The following is a 13,768-nucleotide window of genomic DNA, read 5'->3' as shown; positions in this document are numbered from 1 at the left end:
TTCCAAATCCTAAGAACTTCCTGTTTAGTAGATAACGCTACCCATTCCTCCTCAAATTGTTTCCTTTCCTCTTGAGACAACGGCGAAATCTTCCTATTGTTTTTATAAATCAACTTTAATTTCTCAGGTGAAATTTCTCCTGTATGTAACAAAGTATATTTCGTATCTGTTGTATCGAATAAATCTTTGAATTTTGTAGTTGTATTTATTAAAGATACATCATTAGTTTTTTCTTTTAAAAGATAGAGAACGTACCTTAGAGCTGTTTGTTCATGTGCGTTATGACCCGTCCAGATAATAATTGGCGTATTTTCAGGGATAGCGCTAATCTTTAAAGTCGTATCGTTGAAATTCTCTTGATAATTATCTATATCTTCATCATCAAAATTTATATGGTTCTTTAACCATTCATACCTTTTTCTAAGACCATTCTTTTCATGTAAACGCCACACTGGACCAATAGATAACAAATCCGAAAAGGGAATGATTTTTTCGGTATCCTTTAACTTCATTTTTTCTAAAACTATGTTTAAACTTCCTGAAAGAGAAGCACCAAAAACTATATGAACTGCTTGATACCGGGTTACACCTTCCCTGTTGATTTGGTTTGTTTTATACTCCAGAAACGAGTTACAAGACTTTTTCAAATCCTTCACCAATTGTGTATCAGAATATTGCTCTACTTCCTCAACCATATTAATTCGCAATAAAATTTGAAATAACAATGATTTCACTTCTTGTTCGGTAGAACTTTCTACGATTCTTTTAAATTCATCAATCAATCTAGTCGCCTCCATCCCATTTCTTCATTAATAATTAAACTTAGCTTATTACACAAAAGCTCCGATTTAGCAGAAGAAGGGATATTCTTGGTTTCCCCCTATAGTTAACTATTTGAAGATATCTGTAAATAAATTTTAAAAAAGAGCTGCCAAAACAGCTCAGTGATATTTTCAATAACTATTTTTCATAATTGGAATCCAAATCTCACTTTTTACAGAAGAAGAAGTCAAATCTTTACTTTTAATTGACAAGATTTCAGGTCCTTCTGTTACTTGATAGGTGGAAGCTGGAAACCATTCTGAATAAATCCTCCCCCATGTTTCTTGTAAAGTATCAGGGAATGTACCTATTGATTCGAATATCGCCCAGGTTAATTCAGGCACTTCAAGTTTAGTAAAATCTTTGGGGCATTCTTGGGTTGTTGCTACTCCTAAATATTGATCAAGTTCCCCTTTTTCTTCCATACGTCCTTCTGAAAAATTACTAGATGCTTGAATCATCCCATTAGGTTCAACATTTGAGAGATTTTTTAATCGTTCTATTTTATCCTGAGTCAAGGATTTCCACATCGCAGCTATTTCCACATTTTCTCCTTCGAAAACAATTGGAACTCGTTTCATAATACCAACAATGTTAAATGCTTCTTTATGTTCGATTCGATAGTTCATTTCATTTCCTCCTCTAATTGATAATTGGAAGGTCATGAATGGATATGCTTTTAATTGCTTACCTTTGTTTCTTGCTTCTGTTGGTGTGACGCCATGTAAATTTATAAAAGCCCTTGTAAAGGAGTCCGGTGAATTGTATCCATATTTCATCGCCACATCGATAACTTTTACATTACTATTCTGAAGCTCAAATGCCGCCAAACTAAGTCGTCTACGGCGTATATATTCGGATAACGTAATTCCTGTAAGAAAAGAAAACATTCTTTTAAAATGATATTCGGAACAATAAGCCAAACTTGCCACTATTTTGTAGTCTATTTCGTTAGTAAGGTTTTCTTCGATAAACTTCATTGCGGTATTCATATCCTTAAGCAAATCCATTCATATGACCTCCTTTCATCAATAGAATAACAGGAGTTTACTCTAGGCATCCGACATTTTGTGCACCAATTTGTAGGGTTAATTTCTATTTTAATTTCATTCTTTTTGAAATTGGTTTGTCCCCATTAAAACAAGCGGTTAAGTTAGTTCTATTCTTTCATCTACATAGTTATACACCATTGTTCTTGAATTGCTCCGAGATTGCTTAATAACTTTTCATTTTCTTTTAAAATTTCTTTGCCGTCTCCTTTTTCTCTTTCCAATGACTTACAATAAGACTTGAAGAGAAAATTAACAATAGCAACATAAAAATTGAAGAGATTAGCGATATAATTCCTGCTTGATTACTAATGTCATTAAAGAGTTCGAACAAAAAATAAGGCATTAACAGTATGCTTATTACAAATATAAGAACTTCAACTTTCACCTTTCATTCACCCAAATTCCCCCTACTGATTAAATCCATTCTACGGATAGGCAAGTAAATCGACGTATTTAAATTCCAAAATTCACATACTAATTATTTCAAAAATATCCGCGTAACCCAATCTTTAATTCCAGATAAAAGAAGCTTATCTAATTACAGATAAGCTTCGAATTAATTTAATAAGAAGTGTAGTTTACTCTGCTTTTGAATAGGAACAAAACCCACCATAATAATAGAAATAAATAACCTATACTTGTGAAATATGACCATAAAGCACCTTGTTGTAATTGACTAACTAAATGTTCAAACTCATTCATTCCTTCTGCTCTACCAATACTATTTATGAGGACAATTATTGGAATTGTAACAGTGAACAAAATGGCTACAATTGACAAACCTTTCATTTTCATTTTCACAACGCTGTATATAGTTGTTCCTAATGTTGTTAATAAAAACAAGTAATATACTACCCAAAACCAACGAGGCATTGTGTCCCAATCCATTTTTTACCCCCTTATTGTTCATTGCTTACTGTTCAACAATGCTGCCCTTAACTTGAATACCTACTTTAATTCAACTTCAATATTAACATAAATAACCAATCAAACCCTTTTTCAATTCACTCCCTAATCCTCACTCCTATCAGGTCTGCACGATTGCTTGCAGATATATCAACCTGTTAATTGATAAGTAAGTGAATTAAACTTCGAGAACCTAAAAAAACGTTAGCAGACCAAAAAAGCCACACCTGAAATTCAGGAGTGGCTTTAGGTTTGATTACATAATTTTTTTGGTGTGTGAATCTCACAAAACTCGTTAGTACATAGTGGGATTTTCTACTATTCCATTTTCTCTGAGAGCTCAGACCAACGTTCAATTTTTTCTTCCAATTCTAACGTTAGAGCCTGTTCTTCTTTATAAAGCTCATCTACTTTGGCAAAATCGCTTCCTGATTCTGCTATTTCAACTTTAACGTCTTCAATGCGCTGTTCAATTTTCTCAATAGTGTCCTGAATCGTTTCCCATTCTTTCTTTTCTTTGTAAGAGAGTTTCACTTGCTTTGGTTTCTCGATTGTATCTCCTGTTTTTGGAGTTGATTGCTTTTTCTCCATAGCTTCAAGCTCTTTTTCTTTTTTCAATACATCAAGATAATCGGAGTAGGAGCCATAATAGTGGTCAATCTTTCCGTCACCATCGAAAACGAAAAGCTGCTCTGCCATCTTATCCAAGAAATAACGATCGTGGGAAACGGTAATAACAGCTCCAGGGAATTCGGCAAGATAATCTTCTAACACAGCAAGTGTCTGAACGTCTAAATCATTCGTAGGCTCATCTAGGAAAAGAACGTTAGGCTCTTCCATTAAGATACGAAGCAAATATAATCTTCTTTTCTCTCCACCAGATAATCGGGATATGTATGTCCATTGCATATCAGGTGAGAATAGAAAGCGCTCAAGCATTTGAGATGCTGATACGGTTCCGCCCTTACGGAGGCGAACTTCCTCTCCACCTTCACGAATGTATTCAATTACTCTAAGCGATTCATCTAACCCCTCATTTTGTTGAGTGTAGAAACCTGGTTTAACTGTTACACCAATATCAACGTGACCTGAATCAGGAGCGATTCGACCAGCAAGCATATTAAGTAGCGTCGTTTTGCCAGAACCATTCGGTCCAATAATGCCAATTCGGTCTTGTGGGAGAACAAGATAGTTAAATTGGTCTGTTAACGTTCGACCATTGATCACTTTTGATATATCCGTAGCTTCAATTACTTTCTTACCTAGACGACTCGCCCCTAATGCCATATCGACATTTCCTTCTGTCGTTCGTCCTGGTTCTTCCTTCATTTTCTCGATTCTTTGCTTACGTGCTTTTTGTTTTGTTGTTCTAGCTTTCGCTCCCTTTTTTAACCACTCTAGCTCACTTTTTAGTAATTTATTATGTTTATCTTCTTCTTTCGCCTCACGTTCTTCACGCATCGCTTTCTGTTCAAGAAATGTAGCGTAATTCCCATCATATTCAAACAATCGTCCTTTATCCAGTTCAAAAATGCGGTTTGTTACACGATTAAGAAAATACCGGTCATGCGTAACAAGCAATAGAGTTCCAGAGTAATTGGCCAGGTATTGTTCCAACCATTCAACAGTTGCATTATCGATATGGTTAGTGGGCTCATCGAGAATCAATAAGTCTGCTGGATTTATAAATGCTTTCGCTAGTGCAACACGTTTTTGTTGACCCCCTGATAATTCATTCACCATTGCGTCAAACTGAGTAAGCCCAAGCTTTGTTAGAATCGTTTTAGCTTGGGTACTAAAATCCCACGCTTGAAGATGATCCATTTCTTCCTGTGCCTGAATGAGCTTCTCTTGTGTCGCTTCTTTCTCAGGAAAGTTCATTACGTTCTGCAGCGCTTCTTCATATTTTCTTACCGTATTAAATAACGGCACATCACTATCAAAAACCGTCTCAAGGATTGTTTTTTCCTCAACAAATACCGGGTCCTGAGGCAAGTACTCTACATGGAACTGATTCGCATGGTGCAGTTTACCGCTATCCATCGACTCGATGCCCGCAAGAATTTTAAGCAAAGAGGATTTCCCTGTGCCGTTTACTCCAATTAAACCGATTCTCTGCTTTTCTTCGAGTGAAAAAGATATCCCATCAAATAGTGTTTTCTCTCCATATGATTTGGTGATTAATTCAGCCTGTAATAAGCTCATGATACTCATCCTTTTCTCTCTTTAGTCTGCTTCCTATTTTAACTGTTTTAGAGAAAGAAGGGAACTGATCTACTAATAAGATAAAGAAAAGAAGCTCCGCTAAGAGCTCCTTTTTATTAAGCATTCTTTTTTTGCTGCTTATTTTTCTTATGCTTTTTATTGTTATTTTGTTCAGCTGCTAGCTCGCTTGCAAATTCGGTATCATGCTTATGAGTTTGTTTTGGGTTTTTCATGAACTCACCTCCCTACTCTTTAAGGTGAGCTATTTTTAAAATTCTATACTAATACGGTAATTGAAATTTAATTATGTTTTTTTGAAAAGAGCTGATCTACATCAGCCCTGCTCCTCCTCTTTCATAATGTTTTCAATCGGTTCTCGTTTATTAAATCCACCTAGATCTGAATGATAAAAGGACACTTCCTCTTCTCCTTCTTTCCGGCACAGTAATACTTCTTTTCCATTGATTATTGCAGGAAAATCAATTAATCCTTCATCTACATTCTTGATTTCTACTCCAAGAGTCATGATATTGTTAATAAACGTTTGTGCTTCTAACTCCATAAATTCCATCCGCGCCTCTTTTTTGAAAAGGATATCTTCGTCAACTTTTGTTTTGTGACGATAAAGAAGCGTTTTCTTATGCTGTTCAATCTGATCGTAATGTTCGCTAAATTGAATTTTCAGGCGCTTAAGTCCGGCAAGCTCTCTCCTTAACACTGGCAACAAACGATTCGCTTCTTCTAAAGTAAAATACTTTTTTTCCATGTTTCTCCTCCTGGTTCGTCTTTACTACTACTTCTTTACCCTTACCCACTTTCTTTAACCATTATTCGACGAATTTTTACAATCGGAACAATGCTCTTCAAAGAGAGTTGAAATTCGGATATGATAGAGGATGTAAGGGGAACCATTTCATAAAGGAGGAATTTCTTTGGCTAAAATTACTGTACCAGATCACGGAACGTTTGAAGTAGAAGAAGGAACTAAGTTAGCACTTGCTCTTGAAGATAACGGGGTACATGTTCTTCATCGCTGCGGAGGGAACGCAAAATGCACCACCTGCCGTGTAGAAGTGGTGGATGGAGAATTTGGAGAACTAACTGAAATTGAAGAGGAAGCGTTTAAGAAAAAAGGCGTGGAAGAAAAACTACGCCTCTCCTGTCAGGTTCGTGTTAACGGCAACTGCGAAGTGAAGCCTGCGATGACTGTTGAAAGCTCTGGCCTTGATGCTGGACCTAGACCTGCTGAATAAGCAAAAACAAAGACGAGCTTACCTAGCTCGTCTTTATTAAAATAGTGTTGTCAGTGACTGATAATTTAGCTTATCTTCCTGAAGCTTTGCTAAACTATTCTCAAGATGGTTTGTAATAACGTTATGAATACTTTCCTCATCGTTCGCCTCTAGTAGTTGAATCACTTTATTATGTTCGACAGTATCATTCTCATCATTACCACTAAAAACATCATACAGCACCATATAAATGGTGATTTGATTTAAAATTTGCTCCATAAAATCAATCAAATAACGATTTCCACTCGCTTTAGCCATCACAAGGTGAAACGCCTTATTTTGTTCATGATATAAGAGAATGTTCCCTTCTTTAAACGCCTTTCCCATCTCCTCAGTCTGATATTTTAACCGCTCGATATCAGAAGCTTCCATTTTTGCGTACCCTTCACGGATCGCCATGTCCTCTAAAACTTTTCTCAATTCAAAAGCCTGAATCATTTCATCAATCGTCGGTTGAACGATAAATGCTCCTTTATTCGGAACGACAGTCACAAGACCCTCTGCTTCCAGTTTCGTAATAGCACTTCGAATCGGCGTCCTACTAGCATTGACTTTAGCAGCAATAGCACTTTCAAACAGCTGATTCCCAGGAGCGATTTGTCTCGTTAATATCGCATTTTTTATTAGTTGATACACTTTTTGTTCAACTGTTTCTTTACGCATGTCTTAAGACCCGCCCATACTCTATTTTCCATTATTTTAACATAAAAAAAAGGAAGTCACATTTCTTTCGAACAATATTGTTGAACAATCTTGTCCAGTTTCAACCACTATGATATATTATCCTACGTATTGAGGAACAGAACGGAGTGATGACATGAACAATACTGGAAAAGAAATAACGTTAATTATTATCGGATCGTTATTCTTTGCGCTTGGTGTGAACTGGTTTGCGATTCCAAACGAACTAGGTGAAGGCGGCGTAACTGGCATATCGATGACGCTTTATTATATTCTTGATTGGTCACCAGGGATTACAAACTTTGTTATGAACGCTGTGCTTTTAGCCATTGGATATAAGGTACTGAATAAACGAGTAACCTGGTATACGATGCTTGCGATCTTCTTTAGCTCATTATTTATACAATTAACTGAAGGAATGGGTCAGCCGCTTGATATTATGCTCGGAACCGTCTTTGCAGGTGTTTTCATCGGGATTGGTCTCGGTCTCGTTCTCCGCTCAGGTGGTACTACTGGTGGATCTACAATTGTTGCCCGTATGCTTAACCAAAGCTTTGGGTGGAGCGTAAGTACATCGATGTTTGTTTTTGATATTCTCGTTGTACTCGGCTCTTCCGTCGTCATCGGGATCGAAAATACGATGTATACCGGAATTTCCATCTATATTAGCACAAAAATATTGGACTATTTAATTGACGGATTTGATACGCGTAAAGCCGTAACGATTATTTCTCAAAGTACTGTTGCCATTGCAGAGAAAGTAAGTGAAGAAATGGACCGAGGCGTAACGGTTATTAATGCTCGCGGACATTATTCAAATGAATCAAAAGACATCTTATACGTTGTCATTAATAAACAGGAGCTTTTCCTTCTTAAAAAGATGATTCAAAAAGTCGATGATAAAGCTTTTGTCGTTGTGCATGACGTGAGAGATGTTTTTGGAGAAGGATTTACATTTCCTAAAACATAAAAGCAAAAATCCCCCTAGTGAAAAGCATTTCACCGGGGGATTTTTTTAGTTACGATCGTAAACGACAAAATCGAAAGCGTGTTTATTTCTCTCATCACTTGAATGTTTTTCGCGCGAAGTTTCTTTCCAATCATCTTGAGAGAAATCGGGAAAATAAGTATCTCCATCAAACGATTCATGAATCTCAGTAATGTACAGGCGATCAGCATGCGGAAGCAGCTGACGATAGATTTCAGCGCCACCTATAACGAACCAATCTTTTTCTTCACGCTTTGAAAGTTCCAGAAACTCCTCTACAGAATGCAGTACAGTAACCTTTTCATATTCCAGGTCTTTTCTAGTAATTAGATAATTTTCACGGCCGGGTAACACTTTGCCAATTGATTCGAATGTTTTTCTTCCCATAACGATCGATTTTCCAGTCGTCATGCGTTTAAAATAAGCGAGATCAGCTGGCAAATGCCAAGGCAGATCATTGTCTTTCCCAATTAACTGCTTTTCATCCATTGCTAGAAGAAATGATATCATACCGACACCTCTCCTTTAATATGTGGATGAGGATTGTAATCCGTTAACTCAAAATCATCAAATGAGAAATCAAAAATTGATTTCACGTCTGGATTAATTTTCATTTTTGGAAGGTCTCTAGGTTCACGAGTGAGCTGAAGGTTGACCTGCTCAATATGATTGTTATAAATATGTGCATCACCTAGCGTATGAATAAATTCACCTGGCTCTAAATCACACACCTGCGCCATCATCATTGTGAGAAGCGCGTAGGAAGCGATATTGAAAGGCACCCCAAGGAACACATCAGCAGAACGTTGATAAAGCTGACAAGAAAGCTTCCCATCAGCAACGTAAAACTGGAAAAGACAGTGACATGGAGGTAAAGCCATATTATCGACTTCTGAAGGGTTCCATGCTGTTACAATCATTCTTCTTGAATTCGGGTTAGTTTTAATTTGCTCAACTACTTTTGCAATTTGATCAACGGTTGATCCGTCCGCGCCCGTCCACGAGCGCCATTGATGACCATAAACTGGACCAAGCTCACCATCTTCATCAGCCCATTCATTCCAGATGTGCACACCATTATCCTGAAGATACTTTACATTGGTGTCTCCATTTAAAAACCAAAGAAGCTCATGAATGATTGATCTTAAGTGAAGTTTTTTGGTAGTTAAAGCTGGAAAACCTTCTTGTAAATCAAACCTCATTTGATGTCCAAATACACTGACCGTCCCCGTTCCTGTCCGATCAGATTTCTTAGTTCCGTTATGTAAAATTTCTTCGCATAGCTGCAAATAAGTCTTCATCGTACTCCTCCTTCAATTCTCTAATGACCATTGTAACATGAAGAAAGATGAGAAGTAACTTGCGAATTGTATGTAAAAAACAGCCAAAAAGCACATTTTCCTTGGGCAAACATACTGTATAACAGAAATGTTGGAAAGGATGAAATAACCATGGCGAAAGGCGATAAATTGCCCAAACTGTTTCAAGACCCTGCTATTCAAAATTGGATGAACACCTTTGATGATTTCTTTAAAGAGCCATTTGCGAATCTTCTACCAGCTCAGTCGTTTCGGGTTGATCTTTATGAAACGGAGGATGCATTTATTGTTGAAGCAGAGTTACCTGGTATCACAAAGGAGCAAATTAAAGTGGAACCACTTGGAGATGGTCTCCGGATTTCCATTGAATCTAAAGAATTTCATGAGTCACGAAACGATAAACAAAAATATTACAAACAAGAACGATCCTATTCAAGTACTAGTCGCACCATTAAGCTTCCCTTTCACTTTTCCATGAAAAATGTGAAAGGAAAATACGAAAATGGTGTTCTAGAAATTAAAATACCCAAATCTGATCGCATACGTACCGATTCGAATTATATTAACATCGACTAAAAAAGCGCAGGGCCAAGGCCTGCGCTTTTTCTTCTTACATACTCCAGTCTATAAAGGCGTTTCCTTCAAGGAACCGCTCACAATCCATAGCCGCCATACACCCTGTGCCTGCTGCTGTGATCGCTTGACGGTAAGTGAAATCCTGTACATCTCCACATGCAAATACACCAGGGACATTCGTTTTTGTCGTTCCTGGTTCTACTTGAACGTAACCTTTATCATCCATATTAATTTTACCCGCGAGAAAATCAGTGTTTGGACGATGGCCAATCGCAACAAATATGCCATCTGTCTTAACGAACTCCTCTTCTCCCGTATCACTATTCTTTACTTTAATACCGCTCACTTTATTGTTTTCTGCTACAACCTCTAGCGGGGAAGCATTCAGCTTCCAGCTAATTTTATCATTAGAGCGAGCACGCTCCTGCATAATTTTTGATGCGCGAAGTTCTTTCCTCCTGTGAAGAACAGTAACTTCTGAAGCGAATTTCGTTAAGAAAGTCGCTTCTTCCATAGCTGAGTCTCCTCCACCAATCACAACGATTTTTTTACCACGGAAGAAAAAGCCGTCACACGTTGCACATGTACTCACACCTCGACCCATATTCTCTGATTCTCCTGGTATACCTAGAAGCTTTGCTGAAGCACCAGTCGAAATCAAAACAGACTCCGCCATAATATCCCCGAGAGTATCTGTTTTTAATTTAAAGGGACGCTCATTAAAATCAATATCCTTCACCCATCCTCGCTCAATTGTAGCGCCGAACCTAAGCGCCTGCTTCTTCATATTTTCCATCAATTCTGGACCGAGAACGCCATCTGGAAAACCGGGAAAGTTCTCAACATCTGTTGTTAACGTAAGCTGACCACCAGGTTCCGGTCCCTCAATGACGAGCGGCTCCATATTAGCCCTCGCAAGATAAATGGCTGCTGTTAAACCCGCTGGTCCTGTTCCTACAATAACTGCTTTATGCATAATGACCCTCCTCTATCGACTTCATTATGTTATTTTTCCTAATTATATAGAAATAAACCCTTCTCTTACAAATTATATGGGTATCCATCAATTTGTTTCTTGATCTTATGCAAATGGTTGTTCATTTTCACACCTTCTTGATAGAATAGAAACAGTCTTGTAATAGTAAGGAAAACCCGAGGTGAATAAAAGATGAATCCAATAGTTGAATTCTGCATGAGCAATCTTTCGAGCGGTTCACATAAAGCAATGGAAAAACTAGAAAAAGATACAGATCTTGATGTGCTCGAATATTCTTGTCTTGGTCACTGCACACTTTGTAGCCAGGATATTTACTGTCTCGTTAACGGCGAGCGCGTTACTGCCGAAACGCCCGATGAGCTAGTTGATAACGTCTACCAGTTCATCGAAGAAAATCCGATGTTTTAACCGAATTTGGACATACTAATAAGTGAATCCAATTAGAGGAGGAGCTTACATGAAAAATCGAAACGCGTATGATCCGAAAGCCGGTGTGCAAGGTGAAAAAGAAGGCGAAGACGCTCTTCTTATGAATAAAAAAAGAGGCCCGCAAAATGCGCGCCCTAAAAAAAGTAAAAGCCGCTTTATGCGGCTTTTTATTATGCTATGCGAAACCGAAAAGTAAACCAGAAGTCTTCATTGAGTGAGGTGCCGGTAGCAATAATATGCTGCTCTCCTTCATCATCAAGCGTAATCCAGCTATGATGCTCATCTTTATAAACTGGATAGAAATGACCTTCCTTAAATAATTTACGATTCAATACACTTTCTGAGCCGGTTAAAGGCTCTTCTTCGAAAACATCTCTAATACATTGTACAAGTTCCATCTATGTTGTGATCCTCCCTTAATCTCCAACCAAAAACACCCCGCGCACCTCTCTTACGAGAGCCACTTAGGCGGAGTGTTTTTATCCCAATAAATCTTACCTACTTCATAATGTTCTTCAAAATCATCATTCGCTGCATGGTAATGAAAATTAAACCAATAGCCATCTTGTGGGGGATGATCTCTTCTCACATGAAAACGCAATAAGTCTTCCCCACTCTGTTGATTATATACATGAAGAATACGTTCTCCGTATCCACCAGAAGGGTTGTCCGTCAAACGAAGTGACCTTAATGTATCCTCATCCAGATTTTCCACTGAGGTAGCGATCGCTTCTGTCATTTTAGGTACAATTGCATCTCGATACTCGTTACCGACTCGAGTTGAGATCGTTTCACCGAATTTTGTTAGCCCGAGTTGCTCGGATTGATTGCTTGCATAGCTTACAAAATGCGTCAGGAGTTCAGAAGAAGAAGCGTCCTGAGCTATGATGGGCCAATCATACTGATCAACAAGAGGCTCTATCGCCTTATCAGGCTCGTCCCTCGGCTCAATAAGAAGATGGTTTTCTTCTTGATAATTTTCTGATGACTCTGTTTTGTCATCTGCTAGATATCCAGTAGGAACCACAGTTCCAAGCGTAATAACAGCAACAAATGCTACAAATAACTTTCTCATCCAAAGAGGGAATTTCATTATGTGCACCTGACTTTCGAAGATCAATAGTTAGTATCATTCTCGCATGATCTTCTCAAAAAAGCCAGAAGTTTAGACGATTTTTCATTAATTTTCATTTGGCTATGGTAACGAAGCTTTTCATTCAAAAAGGCTCTTTTTTAAAAGATTGTTGCTTTCGAAACAATTGTTGAATTAAACACTAAACTTCGCTGATTGGAGCGGAAGGATGCTAACCGCCTGCCCCGCGAAAAACGAGCATCCCTGAGCGAAAATTCACCCACTATAGCAACAATGGCTACGAAAGAGCCTTTAAAAAAGAGCGCTTCATGTAAGCGCTCCATCTATTAACAAGTAAACATATCAATTCTTCTCAGACTTATGCCTGTATACACCCACCTTCTACCGGTCCAGCGAAACCCTGAAACAGAAGTACGCCCTACATAAACTGGCCAAAACCAAAATGAATTGCCGCCTCTCATCCAAATATAAGTAAACCGATACATACACCTTCTAATGGATCCCGGATCTACAGCAAATGTTCCAGCTTGTGCTGACTGTGGTCTAGGAGGCGGTGATGCTGGTGGGCTCGATGTTGGAGCTACGGGTTGCTGACGGTAGGCATCTGTGTTGTCATAATGATAAGCAATGTGCTCATGTTCTTCATAATACATTCGGTCCATCCCCTCTCTTATACAGTCACTGTATGCTGTATTCTGATGAGACGTACCGAATTGAAAACAACAAAAAAGCATCTCTTTGAGTATGCTTGAGTCAAAAAGTCTATGGAAATTTAGTTGGTGACCCGTACGGGAATCGAACCCGTGATACCGCCGTGAAAGGGCGGTGTCTTAACCGCTTGACCAACGGGCCAAAAAAATGGAGCGGGTGATGGGGATCGAACCCACGACATCAGCTTGGAAGGCTGAGGTTTTACCACTAAACTACACCCGCAAAGATGGAGGAGGAAGAGGGATTCGAACCCCCGCGGGCGACTAAGCCCCTGTCGGTTTTCAAGACCGATCCCTTCAGCCAGACTTGGGTATTCCTCCAAAAACATGAAAATATATATGGTGGAGCCTAGCGGGATCGAACCGCTGACCTCCTGCGTGCAAGGCAGGCGCTCTCCCAGCTGAGCTAAGGCCCCAATATGGTGCGCCCGAGAGAAGTCGAATCCCTAACCTTCTGATCCGTAGTCAGACGCTCTATCCAATTGAGCTACGGGCGCATATTCTATGGTGCGGGTGAAGGGACTTGAACCCCCACGTCGTAAGACACTAGATCCTAAGTCTAGCGCGTCTGCCAATTCCGCCACACCCGCATGTGTGGTGCCGGCCAGAGGACTTGAACCCCCAACCTACTGATTACAAGTCAGTTGCTCTACCAATTGAGCTAGGCCGGCATAATTTAATGAAAGTCATCAAAAATA

General features: G+C 38.8%; 17 protein-coding genes and 7 tRNA genes. 5 read left to right on the top strand and 19 right to left on the bottom strand.

Translation table 11 applies throughout. The annotated features are described in order from the left end of the window. The 5 genes from ACIFPW_RS17950 to ACIFPW_RS17930 form a co-directional block, all read right to left on the bottom strand. Positions 1 to 782: DUF1835 domain-containing protein (locus tag ACIFPW_RS17950; RefSeq protein ID WP_430246323.1), on the bottom strand; the 782-nt coding region annotated here is incomplete at its 3' end. A gap of 171 nt (positions 783 to 953) precedes the next feature. Next, a complete protein-coding gene (locus ACIFPW_RS17945; RefSeq protein WP_430246321.1) occupies positions 954 to 1,832 on the bottom strand; it encodes an AraC family transcriptional regulator in 879 nt (292 codons plus the stop codon). Positions 1,833 to 2,435: 603 nt separating this feature from the next. Then, complete coding sequence (locus ACIFPW_RS17940; RefSeq protein WP_430246319.1) at positions 2,436 to 2,762, bottom strand: hypothetical protein; 327 nt, start codon at positions 2,760 to 2,762, stop codon at positions 2,436 to 2,438. A gap of 336 nt (positions 2,763 to 3,098) precedes the next feature. Further along, entirely contained in the window at positions 3,099 to 4,985 is a 1,887-nt protein-coding gene (locus tag ACIFPW_RS17935; protein ID WP_430246317.1) for an ABC-F family ATP-binding cassette domain-containing protein, read from the bottom strand. 334 nt (positions 4,986 to 5,319) lie between these two features. After that, positions 5,320 to 5,751: a DUF2203 domain-containing protein gene (locus ACIFPW_RS17930; protein ID WP_430246315.1), complete on the bottom strand. Its 432-nt coding sequence runs from the start codon at positions 5,749 to 5,751 to the stop codon at positions 5,320 to 5,322. Positions 5,752 to 5,917: 166 nt separating this feature from the next. On the opposite strand from ACIFPW_RS17930, the gene ACIFPW_RS17925 reads away from it, so the two are divergent. After that, positions 5,918 to 6,238 carry a 2Fe-2S iron-sulfur cluster-binding protein gene (locus ACIFPW_RS17925; RefSeq protein WP_430246313.1) on the top strand — a complete coding sequence of 107 codons (321 nt, stop codon included), beginning with the start codon at positions 5,918 to 5,920 and terminating at the stop codon, positions 6,236 to 6,238. A 36-nt stretch (positions 6,239 to 6,274) separates the two neighbouring features. Here the strand turns inward: ACIFPW_RS17925 and ACIFPW_RS17920 are convergent, their stop codons facing one another. Continuing rightward, positions 6,275 to 6,940: a GntR family transcriptional regulator gene (locus tag ACIFPW_RS17920; protein ID WP_430246310.1), complete on the bottom strand. Its 666-nt coding sequence runs from the start codon at positions 6,938 to 6,940 to the stop codon at positions 6,275 to 6,277. Between the two features lie 154 nt (positions 6,941 to 7,094). Between ACIFPW_RS17920 and ACIFPW_RS17915 the strand changes: the two genes are divergently transcribed. Beyond that, positions 7,095 to 7,928: a YitT family protein gene (locus tag ACIFPW_RS17915; RefSeq protein WP_194221581.1), complete on the top strand. Its 834-nt coding sequence runs from the start codon at positions 7,095 to 7,097 to the stop codon at positions 7,926 to 7,928. 45 nt (positions 7,929 to 7,973) lie between these two features. Here the strand turns inward: ACIFPW_RS17915 and ACIFPW_RS17910 are convergent, their stop codons facing one another. Together ACIFPW_RS17910 and ACIFPW_RS17905 are read right to left on the bottom strand one after the other, a co-directional pair. Beyond that, the gene (locus ACIFPW_RS17910; protein WP_430246307.1) at positions 7,974 to 8,456 is read right to left on the bottom strand and encodes a dihydrofolate reductase; all 483 of its coding nucleotides are present in this window, start codon (positions 8,454 to 8,456) and stop codon (positions 7,974 to 7,976) included. Beyond that, positions 8,453 to 9,247, bottom strand: a complete 795-nt coding sequence (locus tag ACIFPW_RS17905) for a thymidylate synthase (RefSeq protein ID WP_430246305.1) — start codon at positions 9,245 to 9,247, stop codon at positions 8,453 to 8,455. The genes ACIFPW_RS17910 and ACIFPW_RS17905 overlap by 4 nt, the downstream gene beginning before the upstream one ends. A gap of 150 nt (positions 9,248 to 9,397) precedes the next feature. Between ACIFPW_RS17905 and ACIFPW_RS17900 the strand changes: the two genes are divergently transcribed. After that, entirely contained in the window at positions 9,398 to 9,841 is a 444-nt protein-coding gene (locus tag ACIFPW_RS17900; RefSeq protein WP_194221578.1) for an Hsp20/alpha crystallin family protein, read from the top strand. A gap of 34 nt (positions 9,842 to 9,875) precedes the next feature. Here the strand turns inward: ACIFPW_RS17900 and trxB are convergent, their stop codons facing one another. Continuing rightward, complete coding sequence (trxB, locus tag ACIFPW_RS17895; protein WP_430246303.1) at positions 9,876 to 10,817, bottom strand: thioredoxin-disulfide reductase; 942 nt, start codon at positions 10,815 to 10,817, stop codon at positions 9,876 to 9,878. Between the two features lie 192 nt (positions 10,818 to 11,009). On the opposite strand from trxB, the gene ACIFPW_RS17890 reads away from it, so the two are divergent. Together ACIFPW_RS17890 and ACIFPW_RS17885 are read left to right on the top strand one after the other, a co-directional pair. Then, positions 11,010 to 11,246, top strand: a complete 237-nt coding sequence (locus ACIFPW_RS17890) for a YuzB family protein (RefSeq protein WP_226613011.1) — start codon at positions 11,010 to 11,012, stop codon at positions 11,244 to 11,246. Positions 11,247 to 11,295: 49 nt separating this feature from the next. Next, positions 11,296 to 11,463 carry a hypothetical protein gene (locus ACIFPW_RS17885; protein ID WP_430246301.1) on the top strand — a complete coding sequence of 56 codons (168 nt, stop codon included), beginning with the start codon at positions 11,296 to 11,298 and terminating at the stop codon, positions 11,461 to 11,463. Here ACIFPW_RS17885 and ACIFPW_RS17880 read toward each other — a convergent pair. The 10 genes from ACIFPW_RS17880 to ACIFPW_RS17835 all read right to left on the bottom strand — a co-directional run bounded on the left by ACIFPW_RS17880 (position 11,438) and on the right by ACIFPW_RS17835 (position 13,741). Further along, positions 11,438 to 11,665: a hypothetical protein gene (locus ACIFPW_RS17880; protein WP_430246299.1), complete on the bottom strand. Its 228-nt coding sequence runs from the start codon at positions 11,663 to 11,665 to the stop codon at positions 11,438 to 11,440. The two genes, ACIFPW_RS17885 and ACIFPW_RS17880, sit on opposite strands and share 26 nt — an antisense overlap. Positions 11,666 to 11,718: 53 nt before the next feature. Then, positions 11,719 to 12,360: a YpjP family protein gene (locus tag ACIFPW_RS17875; RefSeq protein ID WP_430246297.1), complete on the bottom strand. Its 642-nt coding sequence runs from the start codon at positions 12,358 to 12,360 to the stop codon at positions 11,719 to 11,721. A 326-nt stretch (positions 12,361 to 12,686) separates the two neighbouring features. Next, on the bottom strand, positions 12,687 to 13,013 hold the full coding sequence (locus tag ACIFPW_RS17870) for a transporter (protein WP_194221573.1): 327 nt from the start codon (positions 13,011 to 13,013) through the stop codon (positions 12,687 to 12,689). Between the two features lie 124 nt (positions 13,014 to 13,137). Beyond that, positions 13,138 to 13,212, bottom strand: a tRNA-Glu gene (locus tag ACIFPW_RS17865). 7 nt (positions 13,213 to 13,219) lie between these two features. Then, positions 13,220 to 13,293: transfer RNA gene (locus tag ACIFPW_RS17860), tRNA-Gly, on the bottom strand. 5 nt (positions 13,294 to 13,298) lie between these two features. Next, positions 13,299 to 13,391, bottom strand: a tRNA-Ser gene (locus ACIFPW_RS17855). 19 nt (positions 13,392 to 13,410) lie between these two features. Beyond that, a tRNA-Ala gene (locus ACIFPW_RS17850) sits at positions 13,411 to 13,486 on the bottom strand. 4 nt (positions 13,487 to 13,490) lie between these two features. Continuing rightward, positions 13,491 to 13,567: transfer RNA gene (locus ACIFPW_RS17845), tRNA-Arg, on the bottom strand. An 8-nt stretch (positions 13,568 to 13,575) separates the two neighbouring features. Next, positions 13,576 to 13,660 (bottom strand) — tRNA-Leu (locus ACIFPW_RS17840). A 5-nt stretch (positions 13,661 to 13,665) separates the two neighbouring features. Beyond that, positions 13,666 to 13,741, bottom strand: a tRNA-Thr gene (locus tag ACIFPW_RS17835). Positions 13,742 to 13,768 lie beyond the last annotated feature (27 nt).

Origin of the sequence: Pseudalkalibacillus sp. NRS-1564 (assembly GCF_050467905.1) — a bacterium.
Lineage (GTDB): Bacteria > Bacillota > Bacilli > Bacillales > Guptibacillaceae > Guptibacillus > Guptibacillus hwajinpoensis_B.
The sequence above is the reverse complement of the archived record's forward strand: the minus strand, read 5'-3'. Positions and strand labels throughout refer to the sequence as shown.